22 protein-coding genes are annotated in these 20,585 nt (G+C 67.7%); 15 read left to right on the top strand and 7 right to left on the bottom strand.

Annotation, left to right across the window (positions count from 1 at the left end):
• Positions 1–6: 6 nt before the first annotated feature.
• A complete protein-coding gene (gene purM / locus ABEA07_RS00115; RefSeq protein ID WP_345535079.1) occupies positions 7–1,047 on the bottom strand; it encodes a phosphoribosylformylglycinamidine cyclo-ligase in 1,041 nt (346 codons plus the stop codon).
• Between the two features lie 206 nt (positions 1,048–1,253).
• On the opposite strand from purM, the gene hda reads away from it, so the two are divergent.
• The 5 genes from hda to ABEA07_RS00090 all read left to right on the top strand — a co-directional run bounded on the left by hda (position 1,254) and on the right by ABEA07_RS00090 (position 5,754).
• Positions 1,254–1,943 (top strand): DnaA regulatory inactivator Hda, encoded by a 690-nt coding sequence (gene hda / locus ABEA07_RS00110; RefSeq protein ID WP_345535077.1) that lies wholly within the window; start codon positions 1,254–1,256, stop codon positions 1,941–1,943.
• Positions 1,944–1,970: 27 nt separating this feature from the next.
• Positions 1,971–3,533: a polynucleotide adenylyltransferase PcnB gene (gene pcnB / locus ABEA07_RS00105; RefSeq protein ID WP_345535075.1), complete on the top strand. Its 1,563-nt coding sequence runs from the start codon at positions 1,971–1,973 to the stop codon at positions 3,531–3,533.
• Between the two features lie 5 nt (positions 3,534–3,538).
• Entirely contained in the window at positions 3,539–3,994 is a 456-nt protein-coding gene (gene folK, locus ABEA07_RS00100) for a 2-amino-4-hydroxy-6-hydroxymethyldihydropteridine diphosphokinase (protein ID WP_345535074.1), read from the top strand.
• 91 nt (positions 3,995–4,085) lie between these two features.
• Positions 4,086–4,730 (top strand): DUF47 domain-containing protein, encoded by a 645-nt coding sequence (locus tag ABEA07_RS00095; RefSeq protein ID WP_345535072.1) that lies wholly within the window; start codon positions 4,086–4,088, stop codon positions 4,728–4,730.
• Positions 4,731–4,743: 13 nt separating this feature from the next.
• The gene (locus ABEA07_RS00090) at positions 4,744–5,754 is read left to right on the top strand and encodes an inorganic phosphate transporter (RefSeq protein ID WP_345535071.1); all 1,011 of its coding nucleotides are present in this window, start codon (positions 4,744–4,746) and stop codon (positions 5,752–5,754) included.
• Positions 5,755–5,789: 35 nt separating this feature from the next.
• Here the strand turns inward: ABEA07_RS00090 and ABEA07_RS00085 are convergent, their stop codons facing one another.
• Together ABEA07_RS00085 and ABEA07_RS00080 are read right to left on the bottom strand one after the other, a co-directional pair.
• On the bottom strand, positions 5,790–6,236 hold the full coding sequence (locus ABEA07_RS00085) for a hypothetical protein (RefSeq protein ID WP_345535069.1): 447 nt from the start codon (positions 6,234–6,236) through the stop codon (positions 5,790–5,792).
• Positions 6,233–6,754, bottom strand: coding sequence for a GNAT family N-acetyltransferase (locus ABEA07_RS00080; RefSeq protein WP_345535068.1), 522 nt, complete (start codon positions 6,752–6,754; stop codon positions 6,233–6,235). The genes ABEA07_RS00085 and ABEA07_RS00080 overlap by 4 nt, the downstream gene beginning before the upstream one ends.
• Positions 6,755–6,916: 162 nt before the next feature.
• On the opposite strand from ABEA07_RS00080, the gene rpsP reads away from it, so the two are divergent.
• From rpsP to hisC, 7 genes are all read left to right on the top strand, one after another.
• Positions 6,917–7,180 carry a 30S ribosomal protein S16 gene (gene rpsP, locus ABEA07_RS00075; protein ID WP_345535067.1) on the top strand — a complete coding sequence of 88 codons (264 nt, stop codon included), beginning with the start codon at positions 6,917–6,919 and terminating at the stop codon, positions 7,178–7,180.
• 16 nt (positions 7,181–7,196) lie between these two features.
• Positions 7,197–7,751, top strand: coding sequence for a ribosome maturation factor RimM (gene rimM / locus ABEA07_RS00070; protein WP_345535066.1), 555 nt, complete (start codon positions 7,197–7,199; stop codon positions 7,749–7,751).
• A 31-nt stretch (positions 7,752–7,782) separates the two neighbouring features.
• Complete coding sequence (gene trmD / locus ABEA07_RS00065) at positions 7,783–8,529, top strand: tRNA (guanosine(37)-N1)-methyltransferase TrmD (protein ID WP_345535065.1); 747 nt, start codon at positions 7,783–7,785, stop codon at positions 8,527–8,529.
• Between the two features lie 109 nt (positions 8,530–8,638).
• A complete protein-coding gene (gene rplS / locus ABEA07_RS00060) occupies positions 8,639–9,016 on the top strand; it encodes a 50S ribosomal protein L19 (RefSeq protein WP_345535063.1) in 378 nt (125 codons plus the stop codon).
• A gap of 167 nt (positions 9,017–9,183) precedes the next feature.
• Positions 9,184–9,903, top strand: a complete 720-nt coding sequence (locus tag ABEA07_RS00055) for a CoA pyrophosphatase (RefSeq protein WP_345535062.1) — start codon at positions 9,184–9,186, stop codon at positions 9,901–9,903.
• Between the two features lie 54 nt (positions 9,904–9,957).
• Positions 9,958–10,959, top strand: a complete 1,002-nt coding sequence (locus ABEA07_RS00050; RefSeq protein WP_345535061.1) for a CobD/CbiB family protein — start codon at positions 9,958–9,960, stop codon at positions 10,957–10,959.
• Between the two features lie 4 nt (positions 10,960–10,963).
• A complete protein-coding gene (gene hisC / locus ABEA07_RS00045; RefSeq protein ID WP_425584044.1) occupies positions 10,964–12,043 on the top strand; it encodes a histidinol-phosphate transaminase in 1,080 nt (359 codons plus the stop codon).
• A 3-nt stretch (positions 12,044–12,046) separates the two neighbouring features.
• Here the strand turns inward: hisC and ABEA07_RS00040 are convergent, their stop codons facing one another.
• From ABEA07_RS00040 to ABEA07_RS00025, 4 genes are read right to left on the bottom strand one after another with little or no spacing between them, the layout of a single operon-like run.
• Positions 12,047–13,174, bottom strand: coding sequence for a glycosyltransferase family 4 protein (locus ABEA07_RS00040; RefSeq protein WP_345535059.1), 1,128 nt, complete (start codon positions 13,172–13,174; stop codon positions 12,047–12,049).
• The gene (gene rsgA / locus ABEA07_RS00035; protein WP_345535058.1) at positions 13,171–14,121 is read right to left on the bottom strand and encodes a ribosome small subunit-dependent GTPase A; all 951 of its coding nucleotides are present in this window, start codon (positions 14,119–14,121) and stop codon (positions 13,171–13,173) included. Before rsgA ends, ABEA07_RS00040 begins: the two co-directional genes overlap by 4 nt.
• A 16-nt stretch (positions 14,122–14,137) precedes the next feature.
• Positions 14,138–14,476: a 4a-hydroxytetrahydrobiopterin dehydratase gene (locus tag ABEA07_RS00030; protein ID WP_345535056.1), complete on the bottom strand. Its 339-nt coding sequence runs from the start codon at positions 14,474–14,476 to the stop codon at positions 14,138–14,140.
• A 15-nt stretch (positions 14,477–14,491) separates the two neighbouring features.
• Positions 14,492–15,763, bottom strand: a complete 1,272-nt coding sequence (locus tag ABEA07_RS00025; protein WP_345535054.1) for a M48 family metallopeptidase — start codon at positions 15,761–15,763, stop codon at positions 14,492–14,494.
• Between the two features lie 65 nt (positions 15,764–15,828).
• On the opposite strand from ABEA07_RS00025, the gene orn reads away from it, so the two are divergent.
• The 3 genes from orn (at position 15,829) to ABEA07_RS00005 (ending at position 20,444) form a co-directional block, all read left to right on the top strand.
• Positions 15,829–16,425: an oligoribonuclease gene (orn, locus tag ABEA07_RS00020; protein WP_345535053.1), complete on the top strand. Its 597-nt coding sequence runs from the start codon at positions 15,829–15,831 to the stop codon at positions 16,423–16,425.
• A 210-nt stretch (positions 16,426–16,635) separates the two neighbouring features.
• Complete coding sequence (locus tag ABEA07_RS00015) at positions 16,636–18,447, top strand: DEAD/DEAH box helicase (RefSeq protein WP_345535051.1); 1,812 nt, start codon at positions 16,636–16,638, stop codon at positions 18,445–18,447.
• 551 nt (positions 18,448–18,998) lie between these two features.
• Positions 18,999–20,444 (top strand): NAD-dependent succinate-semialdehyde dehydrogenase, encoded by a 1,446-nt coding sequence (locus tag ABEA07_RS00005; RefSeq protein ID WP_345535050.1) that lies wholly within the window; start codon positions 18,999–19,001, stop codon positions 20,442–20,444.
• Positions 20,445–20,585 lie beyond the last annotated feature (141 nt).

The following is a 20,585-nucleotide window of genomic DNA, read 5'->3' as shown; positions in this document are numbered from 1 at the left end:
GTGTTTTCAGGCGACAACCACGGCCGCGCCGGTGCCGCGCTCGGCGATGACGCCGATCTCGTGCACCGTCTCGCCCTCGGCACGCAGCGTGGCGGCGCAGGCGGCGGCTTCGGCCGCGTCGATCACCACCACCATGCCGATGCCGTTGTTGAAGGTTCGGTTCATTTCCTGGTCGTCGATTCCGGCCACCTTCTGCAGCCAGGCGAAGAGCTCGGTCTGCGGCCAGCTGCCCTTCTTGAGATGGGCCGCCGTGCCCTCGGGCAGCACGCGCGGAATGTTCTCGAGCAGCCCGCCACCGGTGATGTGGGCCAGGGCCTTGATGGGATGCTTCGCCAGGGCGGCGAGCACCGGCTTCACGTAGAGCCGCGTCGGCGCCATCACCGCCTCGCGGAAGGGCCGGCCGTCCAGCGTCGCGGGCGCTTGGGCGCCGGCGCGCTCGATCACCTTGCGCACCAGGCTGAAGCCGTTGGAATGAACGCCGGCCGAGGCCAGCCCCAGTACCACGTCGCCCGGTTTCACGTCACGGCCGGTGAGGATCTTCGATTTTTCGACCGCGCCGACGGCGAAACCGGCCAGGTCGTATTCGCCGGCCGGGTACATGCCCGGCATTTCGGCCGTCTCGCCGCCGATCAGCGCGCAGCCGCTCGATTCGCAGCCGCGTGCGATGCCGCCGACCACCGCGGCGGCGGTGTCCACGTCCAGCTTGCCGCAGGCGAAGTAGTCCAGGAAGAACAGCGGCTCGGCGCCCTGGACCAGCACGTCGTTCACGCTCATGGCCACCAGATCGATGCCCACCGTGTCGTGCATGTTCCACTCGAAGGCCAGCTTGAGCTTGGTGCCGACGCCGTCGGTGCCGCTCACCAGCACCGGTTCCTTGTAGCGCTTGGGCACTTCGAACAGCGCGCCGAAGCCGCCGATGCCGGCCAGCACGCCCTCTCGCATCGTCTTCCTGGCCAGCGGCTTGATGCGGTCGACCAGCGCGTCGCCGGCATCGATGTCGACGCCGGCGTCCTTGTAGCTGAGCGGGGTGGGCGTGGTGGAGTTCATGGGCGAGCCGGACGAAAAGAAGGGAGGTCGAAGTGAGGAAGAAGGATGACGCCGGCAACCGAAGCGGACGGGCCGATAGAATTCCGCACGATTTTAAGGGCCCGGTGCCCCCTTGCCGCCGGTTTACCCTGCGGCCCCTCCACCCAGTCCATGAACCTTTCAACCGCGTCCACCGCGCCCTTCCGGCCGCTCGCCGCGGTCCCGGCATGAAGCAGCTCGCGCTCGACATCGGCCTCGCCTCCGGTCCGACGCTGGACGGCTTCTTTGCCGGACCCAACGAGCCGGCGCTGCAGCACCTGCGGCTGTGGGTGGGTGACGGGCGCGGGGCCGGCGTCTTGCATTCGCCGGTGCCCACCTACCTCTGGGGCGAGAGCGGCAGCGGCAAGTCGCACCTGCTGGAGGCTGTTCGAGCCGCGCTGCGCGATCAGGGGGCGAGCGTGGGCTGGCTGCATCCGGGGCTGGCGGATCCGCCCGAGTTCGACGAATGCTGGGGCGCGGTGCTGCTCGACGACGTGCACCTCTACACCGCCGTCCAGCAGCACGCGGCCTTCAATTGGTTCGTCAACGCGCAGAGCCTGCAGCGCGGCGTGGTGGCGGCCGGCGCGCTGCCGCCGGCAGACCTGCCGCTGCGCGAGGACCTGCGCACCCGGCTCGGCTGGGGGCATGTGTTCCACTTGCAGGTGCTCGGCGAATCGGAGCGGCGCGCTGTGCTGCGCCAGGCAGCGGACAGCCGCGGCGTGATGCTGTCGGACGAGGTGCTCGACTACATGCTGCACCGATTCAGCCGCGACCTGGGCAGCCTGATGGAACTGCTGGTCCAGCTTGACGGCTATGCCCTGCAGACCCAGCGCGCGATCACGATCCCGCTGATCCGGTCGATGCTCGAAAATGAATGAGGGCGCCCCGCGCGCCGAACTTTTCCAATGATCAAGAAATTCATCGACAAACTCCTGGGCAAGACGGGCGGCGCCGCAGGCGGCAAGGCCCGCTTCGGCAAGCGCCAGGAGGTGCCGGCCTCGGTGCACGGCATCGACCCAACCCTGGTGGACGAACGCGCCAGGAACGTGGTCACCACGTTGCAGGGCGCCGGCTACGAGGCCTACGTGGTCGGCGGCGCGGTGCGCGATCTGCTGCTGGGCCTGCGGCCCAAGGACTTCGACGTCGCCACCAACGCCACGCCCGAGCAGGTCAAGAGCCTCTTTCGCCGCGCCTTCATCATCGGCCGGCGCTTCCGAATCGTGCATGTGGTGTACGGCCGCGGGCGCGAGCACGAGGTGATCGAGGTCTCGACCTTCCGGGCCTACATGGACAGCGCCGGCGCCGAGCAGGTGGCCGGCAACGAACGCACCAGCAAGGGTGAACTGGCGGGAATGAAGCACGCGGTGGATGCCAGCGGCCGCGTGCTGCGCGACAACGTCTGGGGACCGCAGGAAGAAGATGCCGCGCGGCGCGACTTCACCGTCAACGCCATGTACTACGACCCGGCGAGCCAGGTCGTGGTGGACTACCACAATGGCATCAAGGACGCGAAGAAGCTCACCCTTCGCATGATCGGCGACCCTGTCACGCGCTACCGCGAGGATCCGGTGCGCATCATTCGCGCAATCCGCTTCTCGGCCAAGCTGGCGGCGCTCGGTTTCATGCTGGAGGCCAAGACGGCCGCGCCGCTGGTCGACTGCAGCAAGTTGCTGGCCGACGTGCCGCAGAGCCGCCTTTTCGACGAGATGCTCAAACTGCTCCAGACGGGCCATGCGGTTGCCACCGTCGCCCAGCTGCGCAAGCTGGGCCTGGCCACCGGCATCTACCCGCTGCTGGACGTGGTGGTCGAGCGCGCCGACCAGCCTTTCGTCGCCGCCGCCCTTCAGGACACCGACCGGCGTGTCGGCGAAGGCAAACCCGTGGCCCCGAGTTTCCTGCTGGCTTGCGTGCTGTGGGCCGACGTGCGTGACGGCTGGGCGCAACGCCTTGAAGGCCGGCACGGTCAGCGCCCGCAGGCTCCCTTCCCTGCGTTGCAGGACGCGATTGACGACGTGTTCAATGCGCGCATCGGCGATGTCTCCGGGCGCGGCAAGCTGGCCGCGGACATGCGCGAGATCTGGATGATGCAGCCGCGCTTCGACAAGCGCAGCGGTGCCACGCCCTACAGCCTGGTCGAGCAGGCACGCTTCCGTGCCGCCTTCGACTTCATGCGCCTGCGTGCCGACGTCGGCGAGGTCAGCGAGGCGATCGCCGAATGGTGGCAGGAGTTCAGCACCTCCGATGACCTGCGGCGCCAGGACCTGCTGGACCAGGTGCGCGACGAGCAGCACAAGAGGACGCGCCAGCGAGCTCCCGCGCGTGCGCCTGCGGCTGCGGCTGAGCGTGATGTTGAACAGGCGACGCCGCCCGATGGCGAACTCGCCGTCGCTCCCGCACGCAAGCGCCGCCGGCGGCGCAAGCCGCGCGGCGGCGGCGAGGCCGGCAGCGGCGACGCCGCGGCCGAGTGAGCACCATGACGCAGGCCTATGTCGCGCTCGGCGCCAACCTCGGCGACGCGCAAGCGACATTGCGGCGGGCAATCGACGATCTGGCGAGCCTGCCGCATACGCGGCTCGCGGCGTACTCGTCGCTCTACCGAAGCGCACCCGTGCAGGCGCAGGGTCCCGATTTCATCAATGCCGTCGTGGAGCTGCACACCGAACTCGATCCGATGGCGCTGCTGGCAGAGTTGCAGCGGCTCGAACGGGAGGCAGGCCGTGAGCGCCCTTACCACAACGCGCCGCGCACGCTCGACCTGGACCTGCTCCTGCATGGCGACACGGTGCTGCACCGGCCTGCGCTGACGCTGCCGCATCCGCGCATGAACGAGCGCGCCTTCGTGTTGCTGCCGCTTGCCGAGATCGCGCCCGGCCGGGTCTCGCCGGCCCTGCTGGCGCAGGTGGCCGACCAACGCGTGGAAAGACTCTGAACACGCCCGGTGGGCCTGCCCTTTACACTCGTCGGGTTTTCATCATGGCGTCACCGGTGCGTGATAGCCGACGATCCCAGGAGCTCACACCATGTTCGGCAAGCTGTTGCCCCGCGAGGGCAACTTTTTCGAGATGTTCAATCAGCATGCCGACCGCATCGTCGAGGCTGCCCGTGCCTTCGAGCAACTGGTGGCCAACTACAACGACCTGCACCTGCGTGAGCAGTACAACCGGGATGTGGACAACGCCGAGCGTGCGGCCGACCGTGTGACGCACGACGTCAACCGGCTGATTCACAAGACCTTCATCACACCCATCGACCGCGAGCAGATCCACACCCTCATCAACACGATGGACGACGTGGCGGACCTGATCCAGGACTCGGCCGAGACCATGGCGCTGTACGACATCCGCCACATGACCGAGGAGATCTCGCGCCTGACCACCCTGAGCGTGAAATGCTGCGAGCGGGTGAAGGACGCCGTCAAGTTCCTCGGCCAGATCACCGACCCGGCCACCGCCGAGGCCACGCTCAAGACCTGCGAGGAGATCGACCGGATCGAATCCGACGCCGACCGCGTGATGCGCAGCGCCATGAGCAAGCTGTTCCGCGAGGAGCCGGACGTGCGGGAGGTGATCAAGCTCAAGGCCATCTACGAACTGCTGGAGACCATCACCGACAAGTGCGAGGACGTGGCCAACGTGATCGAGGGCATCGTCCTCGAGAACTCCTGAACGCGGGCGCTGCATGGCTACGGTAGAGGTCGCCCTGTGGGTGGTGGTGCTGCTGGTCGCGCTGGCCATCGCCTTCGATTTCATGAACGGCTTCCACGACGCGGCGAACTCCATCGCCACCGTCGTGTCCACCGGCGTGCTGCGGCCCGGGCACGCGGTGGTGTTCGCGGCCTTCTTCAACCTGATCGCGATCTTCGTCTTCCACCTCAGCGTGGCCGCGACGGTCGGCAAGGGCATCGTGCAGCCCGGCATCGTGGACGTGCACGTGGTCTTCGGAGCCCTGGTGGGGGCCATCAGCTGGAATCTGCTGACCTGGTATTACGGTATCCCCAGCAGTTCGTCGCATGCGCTGATCGGCGGCATCGTCGGTGCGGTGATTGCCAAAGCCGGCGCGGGCGCGCTGGTCGCGGCCGGCATCTGGAAGACGGTGGCCTTCATCTTCGTCTCGCCGCTGCTGGGCTTCTTGCTCGGGTCGGCCATGATGGTGCTGGTCGCCTGGATCTTCCGGCGTTCGACGCCTTCGCGGGTGGACCGGTGGTTCCGTTCGCTGCAGCTGGTTTCTGCCGGCGCCTACAGCCTGGGCCACGGTGGCAACGACGCGCAGAAGACCATCGGCATCATCTGGATGCTCCTGATCGCCACCGGCCACGCGGCGGCCAACGCCGACGCGCCGCCGACCTGGACGATCGTGAGTTGCTACGCAGCCATTGCGCTGGGCACGATGTTCGGGGGCTGGCGCATCGTCAAGACGATGGGACAGAAGATCACCAAGCTCAAACCGGTGGGCGGCTTCTGCGCGGAGACAGGTGGGGCGCTGACACTGTTCCTCGCCACGGCACTGGGGATCCCGGTCTCGACCACGCACACCATCACCGGCGCGATCGTCGGCGTCGGCTCGGCCCAGCGCGCGAGCGCGGTGCGCTGGGGTGTGGCCGGCAACATCGTGTGGGCGTGGGTCTTCACCATCCCGGCCGCTGCCTTCGTGGCGGCCATTGCCTACTGGGTCGGATTCCAGATCTTCTGAGCTGGGGCGCCACGGCCCCGATGTGCGGCTGCCTGCTACTGCGAGATCTTCCGGCCTTCGGCGATCTGGTGCTCGAAGTAGCGCTGAAAGCTGAAGGCGATGCTGGCCATCAGGATGGTGCTGCCGAAGAACAGCGCCAGCACCACGGCGCCAATGGTGAGCCAGCTGCTGCGCCCGGCGGGTGCGTCGGCCGCGGCGCCGGCGTTGTAGCGCGCATTCCATTTTTCCGGCGTCATCAGGCCGTAGACGATGGCCGTCAGGGCGCAGCCGGCGATGGTGAAACCCAGCAGGGGCAACAGCAGCCAGCTCCAGGGATCGTCCACGCCGTACGAGCGCACGCGCTCGATCCCGTAAAGGCCGAGCGCCGTTGGAATGGGAAGCAGCCAGCCCAGTGTGCTGCCGAGCCCGCGCAGGTAGAAGCAGTGCAGGCCCAGCGGTCCGCCGAGAAAGGCGAGCCAGGCGGCGACAGTCTTGCTCTTCACTCGGGGCTCGTCGTGCTGCCGGCGCCCAGCACCTTGTCCATGAGGACCACGTCGCGCCATTGGCCGAACTTCCAACCGCAGTTCTTGAGTACGCCGACATGCTCGAAGCCCTGGGCGCGGTGCACGCCGATCGAGCCGGCATTGGCCGAGTCGCCGATCACCGCGATCAGCTTGCGTACGCCCGCGGCCTCGGCGCCCTCGGCCAGCGCGGCCAGCAACAGGCTGCCGACCCCCTGGCCGCGCGCCCCTTCGGCCAGGTAGATGGAGTCCTCGGCCGAATAGCGGTAGGCGGGACGGGGCTTGAACCAGTTGCAGTAGGCGAAGCCCAGCAACTCGCCGTCACGCTCGGCGACCAGGTAGGGCAGCTTCTTGGCCAACACGTCCGCGCGCCGCGTCGCCATCTCGGCAACGCCGGGTGGCTCGGTTTCGAACGTGCCGGTGCCGTGAAGCACGTGGTGGGCATAGATGGCGGTGATCGCCGGGACGTCTTCGTCGCGGCTGGGGCGGATGGCGGTCATCGGGAGGGCGGCGGGGGCCGGGGAGGCTGGTGATGTCACTCGGGCTATAATCGCGGGCTTTTCAGCGTGCGCTGGCCGGGTGGCCATGTCGCGTGTCTCGACGCTGGAAGAACTCAGTGGGCGAACTTTCCAAGCCGTTCGCCACCACCCGAAGGATAAATCATGGTCGTCATTCGACTTTCCCGCGGCGGCTCGAAGGGCCGTCCGTTCTTCAACATCGTCGTGTCGGACAAGCGCGTGCGCCGCGACGGCCGCTTCATCGAGCGCCTGGGTTTCTACAACCCCAGCGCCAAGGAAAATGAAGAGAGCATCCGCATCGCGCAGGATCGCCTGGCTTACTGGAAGGGCGTCGGCGCCCAGGCTTCGCCCACCGTCTCACGCCTGATCAAGCAAGCTGCCGCAGCGGCCCCCAAGGCGGCCGCCTGAGCCACCGCGCCCGGCGATGCTGCCCACGCTCGAAGCCGTCGAACTGCCGGCGGATGCGATCGAGGTAGGACGTATCGCCGATGCATGGGGCATCAAGGGCTGGTTCAAGGTCCTGCCCCACAGCGCCCAGCCCGAGGCGCTTTTTTCCTCCAAGCGCTGGTTTCTGCAGCCTCCCGGTGGCGAGGCTCGCAGCGCTTTCCGGCTTCCGATCCGTGAAGCCCGTGAGCATTCCGATTGCATCGTGGCGTCCTCCGAGGACGTGCCGGACCGCAGCGCCGCCGAGGCCTTGCGTGGCGCGCGCGTGTTCGTGCCGCGATCCAGTTTTCCCACCGCCGGCGATGACGAGTACTACTGGGTCGACCTGATCGGCCTGACCGTCACCAATCGCGAGGGCGTCGTCCTTGGCACGGTGCGCGGTCTGCTGGCCAATGGACCGCAGACCACGCTGGTGCTGGAGGCCGTCGAAGACGGCAAGCCGGTCGAGCGGATGATTCCATTCGTCTCTGCTTTCGTGGACGCGGTCGATCTGCCCGGGCGTTCGATCAAGGTCGACTGGCAGCCGGATTACTGAGCCTGTTGAGCCCTTTGGCCTCGGTGCCTCCATGCGCTTCGACGTCATCACCCTGTTTCCCGAACTGTTCGCGCCCTTTCTGGCCAGCGGCGTGACGCGGCGCGCCTTCGAGACGAAGCAGGTCGAGGTGGTGCTGTGGAATCCGCGCGACTTTGCCGAGGGCAACTATCGGCGGGTGGACGATCGGCCCTTCGGCGGCGGACCGGGCATGGTCATGATGGCCGCGCCGCTGTCCGCCTGCCTGGATGCGGCCTTGGCCGCGCGTGGCCGCGCTGCGCCGGTTGTCCTCTTCTCGCCGGCCGGGGATGTCTTGCATCATGCAGCGGTCGAGCGCTGGGCGGGCGGCGAAGGTGCGGTTCTGGTCTGCGGGCGCTACGAAGGCATCGACCAGCGCTTCATCGACACGCGGGTCACGCATCAGTTGAGCCTCGGCGATTTCGTGCTTTCTGGCGGCGAAATTCCCGCCATGGCCCTGCTGGACGCGGTGGCCCGGCTGCAGCCGGGCGTGCTAGGCGACGAGGCCAGCCACATCGAGGACAGCTTCAATCCCGCGCTGGACGGCTTGCTGGACTGCCCCCACTACACCCGGCCCGAGCAGTGGGAGGGGAGGGGCGTCCCCGAGGTGCTGCTCTCGGGCCACCATGCGCAGATCGAGCGCTGGCGGCGCGACCAGCGCCTCGCCGCCACCCTGCAGAAGCGGCCCGAACTGGTCGAGGCGGCGCGCGCGGCAGGCCGGCTCAGCGCCGCGGATGAGAAGGCGCTGCGGAAAAAGCTATAATCCGCGGTTCCCCGATCCTCTGCCGGCCGCGTCGGCCCCGACCAGGACCTCCCTGAACTCGGCAAGACGCCCCTTGTGTAGCGCGTGCACGATCGAATCCAGGACAGCCATGAACCTCATCCAGACCCTCGAGCAGGAAGAAATCGCCCGGCTCGGCAAGAAGATTCCCGATTTCATGCCCGGTGACACGGTCATCGTCAGCGTGAACGTCGTCGAAGGCACCCGCAAGCGCGTGCAGGCCTACGAAGGCGTGGTGATCGCCAAGCGCAACCGCGGCCTCAACAGCGGCTTCACGGTGCGCAAGATCTCCAGCGGCGAAGGCGTGGAGCGTACCTTCCAGACCTACAGCCCGCTCATCGCCGGCATCGAGGTCAAGCGCCGCGGCGACGTGCGCCGTGCCAAGCTGTACTACCTGCGCGAGCGCAGCGGCCGCTCGGCGCGCATCAAGGAAAAGTTGCCGGGCAAGGCCGCAGCAGCCGCTCAGTAAGGAGCGCCTCTGCCTTGCAAAAAGCCGCCGTTCCTGGCGGCTTTTTGCGTTGGTGTCTCGAGGAATCGAGGTGTTCGTGATTTTTGTTGTGGCGCCGTTTCTCCCGTGCGGCGCCGTTTTGCGTTTTACTCGGTAGATCTTTCTTGACGACCCCTCCACCATCCGCCATGCGCGCCGCCCCCGTCGAAGAGACCGTCAATGCCGTCCTGCCTGCGGTGCCGCCGTCCTTCGATCCGCGCCATGTGCCGGTGGTCGGCGTCGACAGCGCGCTTCCTGCCGTTCCGGCCGCCCAATTCGATGCGCGGTCCTTGCGCGCTCGTTTTGCCACGCCGCCGGCCTGGACGCCCGAACTGCGGCGCGAGCCGCGCATGTACGACCGCGCACCGGCCCAGGCGGCCGTGCTCGTCCCCATCGTGATGCGCGAAGAGCCCACGGTGCTGCTGACCGAGCGGACCGCCAATCTGTCGACGCACTCGGGCCAGGTTGCCTTCCCCGGCGGCCGGGTCGATCCCGAAGATGCGAACATTTCCGCCGCCGCCCTGCGCGAAGCCTGGGAAGAGGTGGGCCTCTCGGCCGAACACATCGAGGTGCTGGGCTGCCTGCCGACCTACACCACCGTCACCTCCTTCATCGTGACGCCGGTGGTCAGCCTGGTGAAGCCGGGCTTCGAACTCAACATCAACCCCTATGAGGTGGCGGCAGCCTTCGAGGTCCCTCTGGCCTACCTGATGAATCCGGCCAACCACCGGCGCCATGCGGTGCTCGATGGCGAGAACCGATCGCGCGAGTGGTTCTCCATGCCCTATCAGGACGGGCCTCACGAGCGCTTCGTCTGGGGCGCCACCGCCGGCATGTTGCGCAACCTCTATCGCTTTCTCTCCGCCTGAGAGCCCGCCCCGGCTACGGGTGGGGCGTCACGGACCACTCGCTATCATCGTCGGATGAGTTTTTTCGCGATCCTGTGCGCCTTGCTGATCGAGCAGGTGCGGCCGCTCGCCTATCACAACCCGGTGTACGGCGGCGTGTTGGCATGGACGCGCTGGACCAGCCGCAACTTCGATGCCGGCAAGCCACACCACGGATGGGTGGCATGGTCGCTGGCGGTGCTGGTGCCGACCGTGCTGGCATTGGCAGTCCACTGGCTGCTCGTGCTCACGCTGGGCTTGCCTTTTGCCGTGCTGTGGAGCGTGGCGGTGCTCTACGTGACCTTGGGCTTCAGGCAGTTCAGCCACCATTTCACCGGTATTCGCGACGCGCTCGAGATCGGCGACGAAGCGCTGGCGCGCTCACTCCTGGCCCACTGGCAGCGCGTCGATGCGGCCGACCTGCCGCGCAGCGAGATCGTGCGCCACGTCATCGAGCATTCGGTGATTGCGGCGCACCGGCATGTGTTCGGCGTGCTGGCCTGGTTCTCGATCCTGGCGGCATTCGGGCTCGGACCGGCCGGCGCGGTGTTCTACCGCATGAGCGAGTTCGTCTCGCGCTACTGGGCCCACAAGCACAACGCGTCCATCCAGCCCTCCAGCGTCTGGGTTCAGCAGGCGGCCGACCGGGCCTGGGCGCTGATCGACTGGATCCCGGCCCGTATCACCGCCATCGGCTTCGCCGTGGTGGGCAGCTTCGAAGAGGCGATCGATTGCTGGCGCAACGACGCGCGGCGTTTTCCGAGCGAGAACGATGGTGTGATCCTGGCCGCCACCTCCGGCGCGGTCAATGTGCGCCTGGGCGGCGGCGCCCTGAGCCCGGTGCCGGTGACGGATCCGCTCTCGCGCGCGCAGGCCGGTGATTCGCTGCTCACGCCCAGGGGCCCGGACAGCGGCAGCACGCCGGGGCGCGAGCCCGAGCCGGCCCACCTGCGCAGCGTGGTGGGCCTGGTCTGGCGCTCGGTGGTGATGTGGATGGTGCTGCTGGCGCTTCTGACCCTGGCGCGGCTGTTGGGCTGACATTGTGGCGAGCGTTCCGAGCTTCTGGAGTCCACGCATCGCGGCGCTCGAGCCCTACGTGCCCGGCGAGCAGCCCCGCATTCCGGGCCTGGTCAAGCTCAACACCAACGAGAACCCCTTTGCCCCTTCGCCGCGGGCCATCACGGCCATCGAGCGCGCGGCGGCGCAGGGCCTGGAGCGCTATCCCGATCCCGAGTCCGTGGCCCTGCGCGAGGCGATCGGCGCGCATGACGGCTTGCGACCCGAACAGGTCTTCGTCGGCAACGGCTCCGACGAGGTGCTGGCGCATGCCTTCTTCGCGTTCTTCCAGCAGGCCGAGCCGCTGCTGATCCCGGACGTTACTTACAGCTTCTACCGCGTCTATGCCCAGCTCTACGGCATCGACTGCGAACTGGTGCCGGTGGATGCAGGGCTGCGCATCGACGTCGAGGCCATGGCCTCGCGTGCCGCACGCGGCTGCGCCGGCATCGTGATCGCGAATCCCAACGCGCCCACCGGCATCGGCTTGCCGCTCGCGGCCATCGAAGGCCTGCTGGCGTCCTGCCCCGACCGCGTGGTGCTGGTGGATGAAGCCTACGTGGACTTCGGCGGCGAAAGCGCGGTGCCGCTGATCGATCGGCATCCGAACCTGCTGGTCGTGCACACCCTGTCCAAGTCGCGTTCCCTCGCGGGACTGCGGGTCGGCTTTGCCTGCGGCCAGGCATCGCTCGTCGATGCCCTGCAGCGTGTCAAGAACAGCTTCAACTCCTATCCGCTCGACCGCTTGGCGAGTGCCGGGGCCATTGCGTCGATCGAGGACCAGGCCTGGTTCGACAAGACGCGCCTGGACATCATCGACATTCGCGAAGGCCTGACGCTGCAGCTGGAAGATCTGGGCTTCGAGGTACTGCCCTCGCAGGCCAATTTCCTGTTCGTGCACCACCCCGCGCACGATGCCGCCACCCTGGCTGCGGCCCTGCGCGAGCGCGCGGTGCTGGTGCGGCATTTCAGGCAGCCCCGCATCGCGCAGTACCTGCGCATCAGCATCGGCACGCGTGATCAGTGCTCGGCGCTGGTGGATGCGCTGGTCCGGATTTTGGGCTGATCCTCAGCTCTTGCGCGCGATAGCGCCGAGCATCTCGATGTACTGGGCGACGAAGCGCCCGGGCATGAAGCCGGCGGCGCGCTCCCGGGCCTTGGACGCCTGCGCCGCGCGCAGGGCAGGGTCCTCCAACACGCGCAGCATCTGGGCGGCGAGCGTTTCATCGTCGCCGTTGGGAAAGGTGAGGCCGGCATCCCCCACGCACTCGGCCAGTCCGCCCTGGGCCGACACGATCAGGCTCTTGCCGGCAGCCAGCAATTCGACCGCCACCCCGCCCATGGGCTCGTACCACGCCGAGGGCAGCACGCCGATCATGCCCTTGGCCACCCACTCGACCAGGCCGTCGCCCGACTGGGAGCCGGCGAAGAAGACCGATGAACCGATGCCCAGCTCCGCGACCAGGCGCTCGAGCTCGGGGCGAGCGCTGCCGTCACCGATCAGCAGCAGCCGCGGCCGGCCGGCCTGGCGCGCCAGCACCTTGGCGAAGGCGCGGATCAGCGTGTCCACGCCTTTCTCCTGCACCAGCCGGCCCATGTAGAAGAACTCGTACTCGGCGCCTTCGCGGTCGGCAGCGCGGAAACGCTCGATCGGAAAGGGGTTGTAGATCTGCACCTGGCGGGGCAGCGGCAGGGCCCCGTTCATCCACTCGGTGATCGCCACATTGCGCGTGACGCCGAACTTCGCGATGCCGCGCCGGAGCAGCAACTTCATGCCGTTCTTCACGGCGTGCAGCCAGCCGCCGCGGCGGGCATGGAAGAGCACGGAGGCGACCGGCGTCAGCGGCGCGGGCCGGCCGTCTACCCAGCCGGCGCCATCGATGCAACTGGCCTGGTAGCCCACGTGCACCCAGACGAAGGGCTTGCGGTAGAGCAGCACCCACGGTTGCAGCGCCAGGCTGGCGCCGTTGAAGAGCACCACGTCGGCCCAGCGGAGCAGCTCCCGCACCCGCGCCGCCGAAGGCTGGCGCACGACTTCGAAAGGAAAGGCTGCGTCCTTGGGGCTTTCCGCCGGCGTCTGCGTGACCACCTTGCAGTCGACGCCCTGGGCGACGAAACCTTCGACCAGCGCGCGCGAGACCGTCTCGACCCCACCCACCGATGGATGGAACACGTGGGAATAGAGCAGGACATTCATTTGTGACGAGGCTGGCTCAGCTCGGCGAAGAGTTCGCCGTAGATCCGATAGCGCGACGGGCTGATGCCCCCCGGATGGTGCGGTGACGCCACCTGCGCGATCACCCCGCAGCCAGGCTCGTGCAGGTGCGTGCAGTTGTAGAACTTGCACGCGCCCGCGTGCTCGGCGATGTCGGGCATCAGCGGCGCGAGTTGCATGGGCTCGATGTGGTGCAGGCCGAATTCCTGGAAGCCGGGCGAGTCGATCAGTGCCGTGGTGTGGGCGTCGTCCACCCAATACCAAGTGGTGCTGGTGGTGGTGTGCTTGCCCGAGTTGAGCGCCTGCGAAATCTCGGCCGTGGACGCGCGCGCATGCGGCGCGAGCAGGTTGGTCAGCGTGCTCTTGCCTGCGCCCGAGGGGCCGAGCACCAGCGTCGTCTTGCCTGCCAGCAGCTTCATGAGGGTCGCACGGTCCACCTCCGGCGACGCCTTGAGCGACAGCGGCAGCACGCCGTGGTGCATGCGCCGATAGGGAGCCAGCCGTTCCCAGGCGCGCTCGAAGGGTTCGACCACATCGCTCTTGTTGAGAGCGATCAGCGTGTTGATGCCCTCCGCGGCCGCTGCGATCAGGGAGCGCGCCAGTTGCGCCTCGGAGAATTCGGGCTCGGCGGCGATCAGGATCAACACCTGGTCGAGATTGGCGGCGAAGGACTTCGTGCGGATCTCGTCCTGGCGGTACAAAAGGTTTCTGCGGGGCAGCACCTGTTCGATGGTGCCTTCGTCCTCGCTGGCCTCCCAGCGCACCCGGTCGCCCACCACGGCCTGGCTCTTCTTGCCGCGAGGGTGGCAGATCACGCGCTCCTTCTCCGGCGTTTCGACCACGCAGTGGCGGCCATGGCTGGCAATGACCAGACCGTCGCGCCAGGCCGGGCTGGTCTCCGTGGGGGCGCGTGGGCGGGGCCTGGCCAAGGGCGCGTTCCAGGCGTCAGTCGGCGAGCAGGGCGTCCGCCTGCGTCGCGCAGTCGAAGTCGGTGGACGAGATGCCGCCGACGTCGTGCGTATTGAAGCGCACCACGCAGCGGTTGTAGTGCACCAAGAGATCGGGATGATGGTCTTGCCGGTGCGCGATCAGGGCCAGCGCGTTCACGAAGGCGATGGTCTCGAAGTAATTCGCGAAGGCGTAGGTCTTCTCGATGGCGACGTGGGCACCGTCGCCGGTGAGCTTCCATCCGTCGAGACGGGCCAGCTGCGACACGATCTCGGTGGCGCTCAACGCCCGGCGCGGCCGGGTCTTCCAGTCGATGGACTTCAGCATGCTGCTCATGGTCGTTCTCCGGGGTCAGGCCGCTGCCATGCGCGCAAGGCGCTCCGAGGCCGGCGGGTGCGAATAGTAGAACTTGACGAACACCGGGTCGGGCGTCAGCGTGGAGGCGTTGTCCTGGTAGAGCTTGAGCAGCGCCCGCGACAGGTCGGCACCGCTGGTCTGGGCGATCGCGTAGGCGTCGGCCTCGAATTCGTGGCGGCGCGAGATCAGAACCGACAGCGGGGCAATGAAGAAGCCGAACACGGGCACGGCGAGCATGAACAGCAGGATCGCGAGCGCGTCGTTGGGCGCAGTCATGCTCGGCTGGACACCGAGCCCGGTATAGAACCAGACATGGCCCGACAGCCAACCCAGCAGCGCGAAGCCGGCCAGGCTCAACGCGAACATGGCGGCCATGCGCTTCCACACGTGCCGATGCTTGAAATGCCCGAGCTCGTGCGCGAGCACGGCCTCCACCTCGCAGGCATCTAGCTGGCGCAGCAACGTGTCGTAGAAGACCACGCGCTTGCTCGCGCCGAAGCCGGTGAAGTAGGCATTGGCATGCGCGCTGCGCGTGCTGCCATCCATGACGAACAGGCCCTTGGCCGCGAAGCCGCAGCGCTGCATGAGCGCGTTCACGCGGGCCTTGAGCTGGTCGTCGTCCAGCGGCTGGAACTTGTTGAAGATCGGCGCGATGAAGGTGGGGTAGATCAGCATCAGCAGCAGATTGAAGGCGATCCACGCGCCCCAGGCCCAGAGCCACCACAGCCGGCCGGTTGCGCCCATCAGCCAGAGAATCAGCGCCGCGATTGGCAGGCCGATCACCGCGCCCAGCAGCAGCGCCTTGATGCTGTCGGCGAGCCACAGCCGCCAGGTCATCTTGTTGAAGCCGAAGCGCTCCTCGAGCCGGAAGGTCTGCCACAGCGTGAAGGGCAGTTCGAGCAGGCTGCCGATCAGCACGAAGGCGGCCAGCAGTGCCAGTTGCTGCCACATGCCGCCGCCCAGCCAGTCGAGCAGGAGCTTGTTCAGCAGATCCAGCCCGCCCAGCAAGGTCCAGCCCACGAGCACCATTGCGCCCCAGACCATCTCCAGCAGGCCCAGGCGGGTCTTGGCCACCGTGTAGTCGGCCGCCTTCCGATGCGCGGAGAGCGAGATGGCCCCAGAGAAGGCGAGGGGGACCGAATCGCGGTGACGCGCCACGTGGCGTACCTGGCGCGTCGCCAGCCAGAGCTTCACGACCAGCCCTGCCACAAGCGCGAGCGCGAAGGCAAGCGTGAACAGCGGCGAAGCGGGAAAGGGGGCGGCCATGGCGCAGCGAGTTTAGCCCGCTCCCAGGCCCGCTCGGGCGCAGGGTCATCGACGACAATCGGCCGATGCCCGATCCCATTGCGACGACTGCGGCCCCCACCGCCACCATTTTGAAGAAGAGCGACCAGAACCTCGTCTGGCTGGACTGCGAGATGAGCGGCCTGGACCCCGAGAAGGAGCGCCTGCTCGAGATCGCGGTGGTGGTGACCGGCCCCGAACTGACGCCCCGCATCGAGGGGCCGGTGCTGGTGATCCACCAGAGCGACGAGGTGCTCGACGGCATGGACTCCTGGAACAAGGGGACCCATGGCCGCAGCGGCCTGATCGACAAGGTCCGCGCGTCCACCGTCGACGAGGCGGCGGCCGAGCAGCAACTGCTGGAATTCATCGCCCGGTACGTGCCCAAGAACGGCTCGCCCATGTGCGGCAATACCATCGGCCAGGACAGGCGCTTCCTGGTCAAGTACATGCCCAAGCTGGAAGCCTATTTCCACTATCGCAACCTGGATGTCAGCACGCTCAAGGAACTGGCCAAGCGCTGGAAGCCCGCCGCCTTCAACGCCTTCAAGAAGCAGCAGGCCCATACCGCGCTGGCCGACGTGCATGAGTCGATCGAGGAGCTCGCGCACTACCGGGATACCTTTCTGCGTTTGCAGGATTAGGTAAAAACCCGAGGCCGTGCGATAATTGCAGGCTTCGCTGTCAGGCCCTGCCTGTAGCGTCTTCTCGCATCTCCCTATCTTGCACATCGCGCCCGTTCGAATGGGCCGCGGCAGCGACGTAAGTTTCTGCCGAACGTCGTTGGATGGTTGATGTTGTTCACCACCCGACGGAGTGCCGCCTGCGGCGGCACTCGCGCATGAGATTTCTGAATGACCGACGCTTTTGAAGCGCAGGGCGAGTTCGCGCCTGTGCAATCCGATGATTTCGCTGCCCGTGGCGAGTCGATTCCCACCACCGAGGACAAGCAGGTTTTCGAGGCGCTTGACGCCGTCGAGGCTGGCGAAGCTGAAGTGGCCGAGCCCAAGCAGCCCAACGGCTTTGTCCAGCTGGGCCTGGCGAGCGAATTGATCGCCGCCGTCGAGGACCTGGGCTTCACCCAGCCTACTGCCGTGCAGGCGCAGGCCATCCCGCGAGCCATGCGGCAAACCGATGGCGCGTCACGCTTCGTCGACCTGATGGTGTCCAGCCAGACCGGCAGTGGCAAGACAGCCGCCTTCCTGCTGCCCGTGCTGCACACCTTGCTGCAGCGCCAGGCCGAAGCCGCGGCCGCTGAAAAGGTCGAGTATCAGCGCCTGGTCGAAGAAGCCGCCGCACGCGGTGAAGCGCCGCCCAAGAGAGCCAAGCGCAAGGATCCGACCAACCCGCGCCACTTCAAGCCCGCCGTGCCCGGCGCGCTGGTGCTGTGCCCCACGCGCGAGCTCGCCCAGCAGGTCGCGCACGACGCCATCGACCTCGTTCGCCACTGCCGTGGCCTGCGCATCGCGAATGTGGTTGGCGGCATGCCCTACCAGCTGCAGATCGCACGCCTGCAGAACGCGGACCTCGTGGTGGCCACGCCGGGACGTCTGCTCGACTTGCAGCGCTCGATGCAGATCAAGCTCGACCAGGTGAAATTCCTGGTTGTCGACGAAGCCGACCGCATGCTGGACCTCGGCTTCGCCGATGACCTGGCCGAAATCAACCAGCTCACCATCGAGCGCCAGCAGACCATGATGTTCAGCGCCACCTTCGCGCCGCGCATCCAGCAACTGGCGCAGCGCGTGATGCGTGAGCCGCAGCGCGTGACCATCGACACGCCCCAGGAGAAACACGCCAACATCAAGCAGGTGCTGTTCTGGGCCGACAACGTCCAGCACAAGCGCAAGATGCTGGACCACTGGCTGCGCGATACCGGCATCAACCAGGCGATCGTCTTCGCCAGCACCCAGATCGAGTGCGACGGGCTGGCCGCCGACCTGCAGCAGGAGGGCTTCAGCGCCGTCGCGCTGCATGGCGCGCTGAGCCAGGGCTTGCGCAATCGCCGCCTGATGGCGTTGCGCCAGGGTCAGGTGCAGATCCTGGTGGCGACCGACGTCGCCGCGCGCGGCATCGACGTGCCCACCATCACCCACGTCTTCAACTTCGGCCTGCCGATGAAGGCGGAGGACTACACGCACCGCATCGGCCGCACCGGCCGGGCGGGCCGCGACGGCCTTGCCGTGACCTTTGCCGAATTCCGCGATCGTCGCAAGATTTTCGACATCGAGGCCTACAGCCGGCAGCCCTTCAAGGCGGAAGTGATTCCTGGCCTGGAGCCGCAGCAGCGCTTCCCGCAAAGCCGTCCCCAGGGCGATTTCGGCGGCCGTGGCCGCGAGAGCCGCGACAACCATTCACGTGACCGCAAGTTCGGTGGACCGCGCGGCGGCTATGCCGGCGCGAGCGGCTTCAACGAGCGCGGGGCCGGGCGCGGTGGTCATGGGGCGGGTGCTTCGCGTGGCGACCAAGGTCAGCAGGGAAAGGGTGGCTTCGGCGGCAACCGTGATCGTGACGAGGCCGGCTACGGTCGCAAGCCGGGTTGGGGCGACACCGCGCCGCGTGGCAACGCCGGTGCGGGGCGTGGCCATGGCGGTGCCCATGGTGGGGCCAAGACGTTCGCACCGCGTGACGCCCGGCCACCGCGCGCATTCAAGCCGAGCCGCTGAGCGTTCGCTTCATTGCCAAGCCCGCCTTCACGCAGCGGGCTTTTTTCTGGTGCACCCAGCATGGGCGCGATCCTGGAGGTGAAAGTCCTCCCGCGAGCTGGAAGGTCAACGAGACCAATAGCGCGGTTGCCAGTGCGTTCGGGTGCAAGTTCCTGGGCTACGCGCTGTGGTTGGCCCGGGCAGGCGCAGCATGGCGCAAGTGGTGCAGGGGCTGCGCCCCTACCTGCTGGGGTGTAAGGCGTACTTCGGGCTGGCGCAACGTCCAAGGCCTGGCGTGTGAGCTCGACGAGTGGCTGCGCCACCGGCTGCGCGCGCTTGAACTCAAGCAGCAGAAGCGCGGCACGACGATGTACCGGGAGGTGTGCGCCTTAGACCGGCCCCTATTCCGATCCCCATAGCGCCGGGTCCCACGATGCAGATCGTGGCGCGAAGGACTTTGCGCCGGCGGTCGCAGCCAGGCGCCTCGTCGGGCGACAATCGCTCCGGGAGCAGTTTCACGCCGCCCCATTCGAATCCAAATACCCCCCTGAAAGAGAACCCCAAGGACCGACATGAGCACTTCGAGCTACGTGGACACCCGCCTGCTGATCAACGGCGAATGGAGCGACGCGGCCAGCGGCAAGACCCTGGACGTCATCAACCCGGCCACCGGCCAGCCCATCGGCAAGGTGGCCCACGCCGGCATCGCCGACCTGGACCGCGCCCTGGAGGCCGCCCAGCGCGGCTTCGAGGCCTGGCGCAAGGTGCCGGCCAACGAGCGCGCCGCCACCATGCGCCGGGCCGCCGCCCTGCTGCGCGAGCGCGCCCCGGAGATCGCACGCCTGCTGACCCTGGAGCAGGGCAAGCCCTTCGCCGAGGCCCGCGTGGAGGTGCTGGCCGGCGCCGACATCATCGAGTGGTTCGCCGACGAGGGCCGCCGCGTCTACGGCCGAATCGTGCCCTCGCGCAACCTGGCGGCCCAGCAACTGGTCATCAAGGAGCCGGTGGGCCCCGTGGCGGCCTTCACGCCCTGGAACTTCCCCATCAACCAGATCGTGCGCAAGCTCGGCGCCGCGCTGGCCTGCGGCTGCTCCTTCCTGGTGAAGGCGCCCGAGGAAACGCCGGCCTCGCCCGCGGCGCTGCTGCAGACCTTCGTGGAGGCCGGCGTGCCTGCCGGCACCGTCGGCCTGGTGTTCGGCAACCCGGCCGAGATCTCCAGCTACCTGATCGCGCACCCGATCATCCGCAAGGTCACCTTCACCGGCTCCACGCCCGTGGGCAAGCAGCTCGCAGCCCTGGCCGGCCAGCACATGAAGCGCGCCACCATGGAGCTGGGCGGACATGCGCCGGTGATCGTCGCCGAGGACGCGGACATCGCCCTGGCCGTCAAGGCCGCCGGCGGAGCCAAGTGGCGCAATGCCGGGCAGGTGTGCATCTCGCCCACGCGCTTCCTGGTGCACAACAGCGTCAAGGCCGAGTTCGCCCAGGCGATGGTCAAGCACGCCGAGAGCCTCAAGCTCGGCGACGGCCTGGCCGAGGGCACTACGCTGGGCCCGCTGGCCAACGCGCGCCGGCTCACGGCGATGGCGCAGGTGCTCGACGATGCGCGCCAGAAGGGCGCCACGATCGCCACGGGCGGCGAGCGCGTGGGCACCAGCGGCAATTTCTTCGCGCCCACGGTGCTGACGGACGTGCCGCTGGAGGCGGACGTGTTCAACAACGAGCCCTTCGGCCCCGTGGCGGCGATCCGCGGCTTCGACTCCCTGGAGGAAGCCATCGCCGAGGCCAACCGGCTGCCCTTCGGGCTGGCGGGCTATGCCTTCACGCGGTCCATCAGGAACGCGCACCTGCTGTCGCAGCACGTGGAGGTGGGCATGCTGTGGATCAACCAGCCGGCGGCACCTTCCCCGGAGATGCCCTTCGGCGGCATCAAGGACTCCGGCTATGGCTCCGAGGGCGGCCCGGAGGCGATGGAGGCGTACCTCAACACCAAGGCGGTGTCGATCATGGCCGTTTGAGTGCCGGGCCATTGGCTTCGGAAGACGCGGGCGGCATGCCCGCTTTTTTGTGCGCCCAGCATGGGCGCGATCTTGGGGGTGCAAGTCCTCCCGCGAGCTGACCACAGCGAGCGAAGTGAAGCGCAACTGCGTGAGGGTGAC

Source organism: Variovorax defluvii (genome assembly GCF_039541515.1).
Taxonomy (GTDB): Bacteria; Pseudomonadota; Gammaproteobacteria; order Burkholderiales; family Burkholderiaceae_C; genus Variovorax; species Variovorax defluvii.
The sequence above is the reverse complement of the archived record's forward strand: the minus strand, read 5'-3'. Positions and strand labels throughout refer to the sequence as shown.

Excerpts from the sequence above, each read along its gene's own strand:
- purM (WP_345535079.1), bottom strand. The coding sequence starts at position 1,047 with ATGAACTCCACCACGCCCACCCCGCTCAGCTACAAGGACGCCGGCGTC.
- hda (WP_345535077.1), top strand. The coding sequence starts at position 1,254 with ATGAAGCAGCTCGCGCTCGACATCGGCCTCGCCTCCGGTCCGACGCTG.
- pcnB (WP_345535075.1), top strand. The coding sequence starts at position 1,971 with ATGATCAAGAAATTCATCGACAAACTCCTGGGCAAGACGGGCGGCGCC.
- folK (WP_345535074.1), top strand. The coding sequence starts at position 3,539 with ATGACGCAGGCCTATGTCGCGCTCGGCGCCAACCTCGGCGACGCGCAA.
- ABEA07_RS00095 (WP_345535072.1), top strand. The coding sequence starts at position 4,086 with ATGTTCGGCAAGCTGTTGCCCCGCGAGGGCAACTTTTTCGAGATGTTC.
- ABEA07_RS00090 (WP_345535071.1), top strand. The coding sequence starts at position 4,744 with ATGGCTACGGTAGAGGTCGCCCTGTGGGTGGTGGTGCTGCTGGTCGCG.
- ABEA07_RS00080 (WP_345535068.1), bottom strand. The coding sequence starts at position 6,754 with ATGACCGCCATCCGCCCCAGCCGCGACGAAGACGTCCCGGCGATCACC.
- rpsP (WP_345535067.1), top strand. The coding sequence starts at position 6,917 with ATGGTCGTCATTCGACTTTCCCGCGGCGGCTCGAAGGGCCGTCCGTTC.
- rimM (WP_345535066.1), top strand. The coding sequence starts at position 7,197 with ATGCTGCCCACGCTCGAAGCCGTCGAACTGCCGGCGGATGCGATCGAG.
- trmD (WP_345535065.1), top strand. The coding sequence starts at position 7,783 with ATGCGCTTCGACGTCATCACCCTGTTTCCCGAACTGTTCGCGCCCTTT.
- rplS (WP_345535063.1), top strand. The coding sequence starts at position 8,639 with ATGAACCTCATCCAGACCCTCGAGCAGGAAGAAATCGCCCGGCTCGGC.
- ABEA07_RS00055 (WP_345535062.1), top strand. The coding sequence starts at position 9,184 with ATGCGCGCCGCCCCCGTCGAAGAGACCGTCAATGCCGTCCTGCCTGCG.
- ABEA07_RS00050 (WP_345535061.1), top strand. The coding sequence starts at position 9,958 with ATGAGTTTTTTCGCGATCCTGTGCGCCTTGCTGATCGAGCAGGTGCGG.
- ABEA07_RS00040 (WP_345535059.1), bottom strand. The coding sequence starts at position 13,174 with ATGAATGTCCTGCTCTATTCCCACGTGTTCCATCCATCGGTGGGTGGG.
- ABEA07_RS00030 (WP_345535056.1), bottom strand. The coding sequence starts at position 14,476 with ATGAGCAGCATGCTGAAGTCCATCGACTGGAAGACCCGGCCGCGCCGG.
- ABEA07_RS00025 (WP_345535054.1), bottom strand. The coding sequence starts at position 15,763 with ATGGCCGCCCCCTTTCCCGCTTCGCCGCTGTTCACGCTTGCCTTCGCG.
- orn (WP_345535053.1), top strand. The coding sequence starts at position 15,829 with ATGCCCGATCCCATTGCGACGACTGCGGCCCCCACCGCCACCATTTTG.
- ABEA07_RS00015 (WP_345535051.1), top strand. The coding sequence starts at position 16,636 with ATGACCGACGCTTTTGAAGCGCAGGGCGAGTTCGCGCCTGTGCAATCC.
- ABEA07_RS00005 (WP_345535050.1), top strand. The coding sequence starts at position 18,999 with ATGAGCACTTCGAGCTACGTGGACACCCGCCTGCTGATCAACGGCGAA.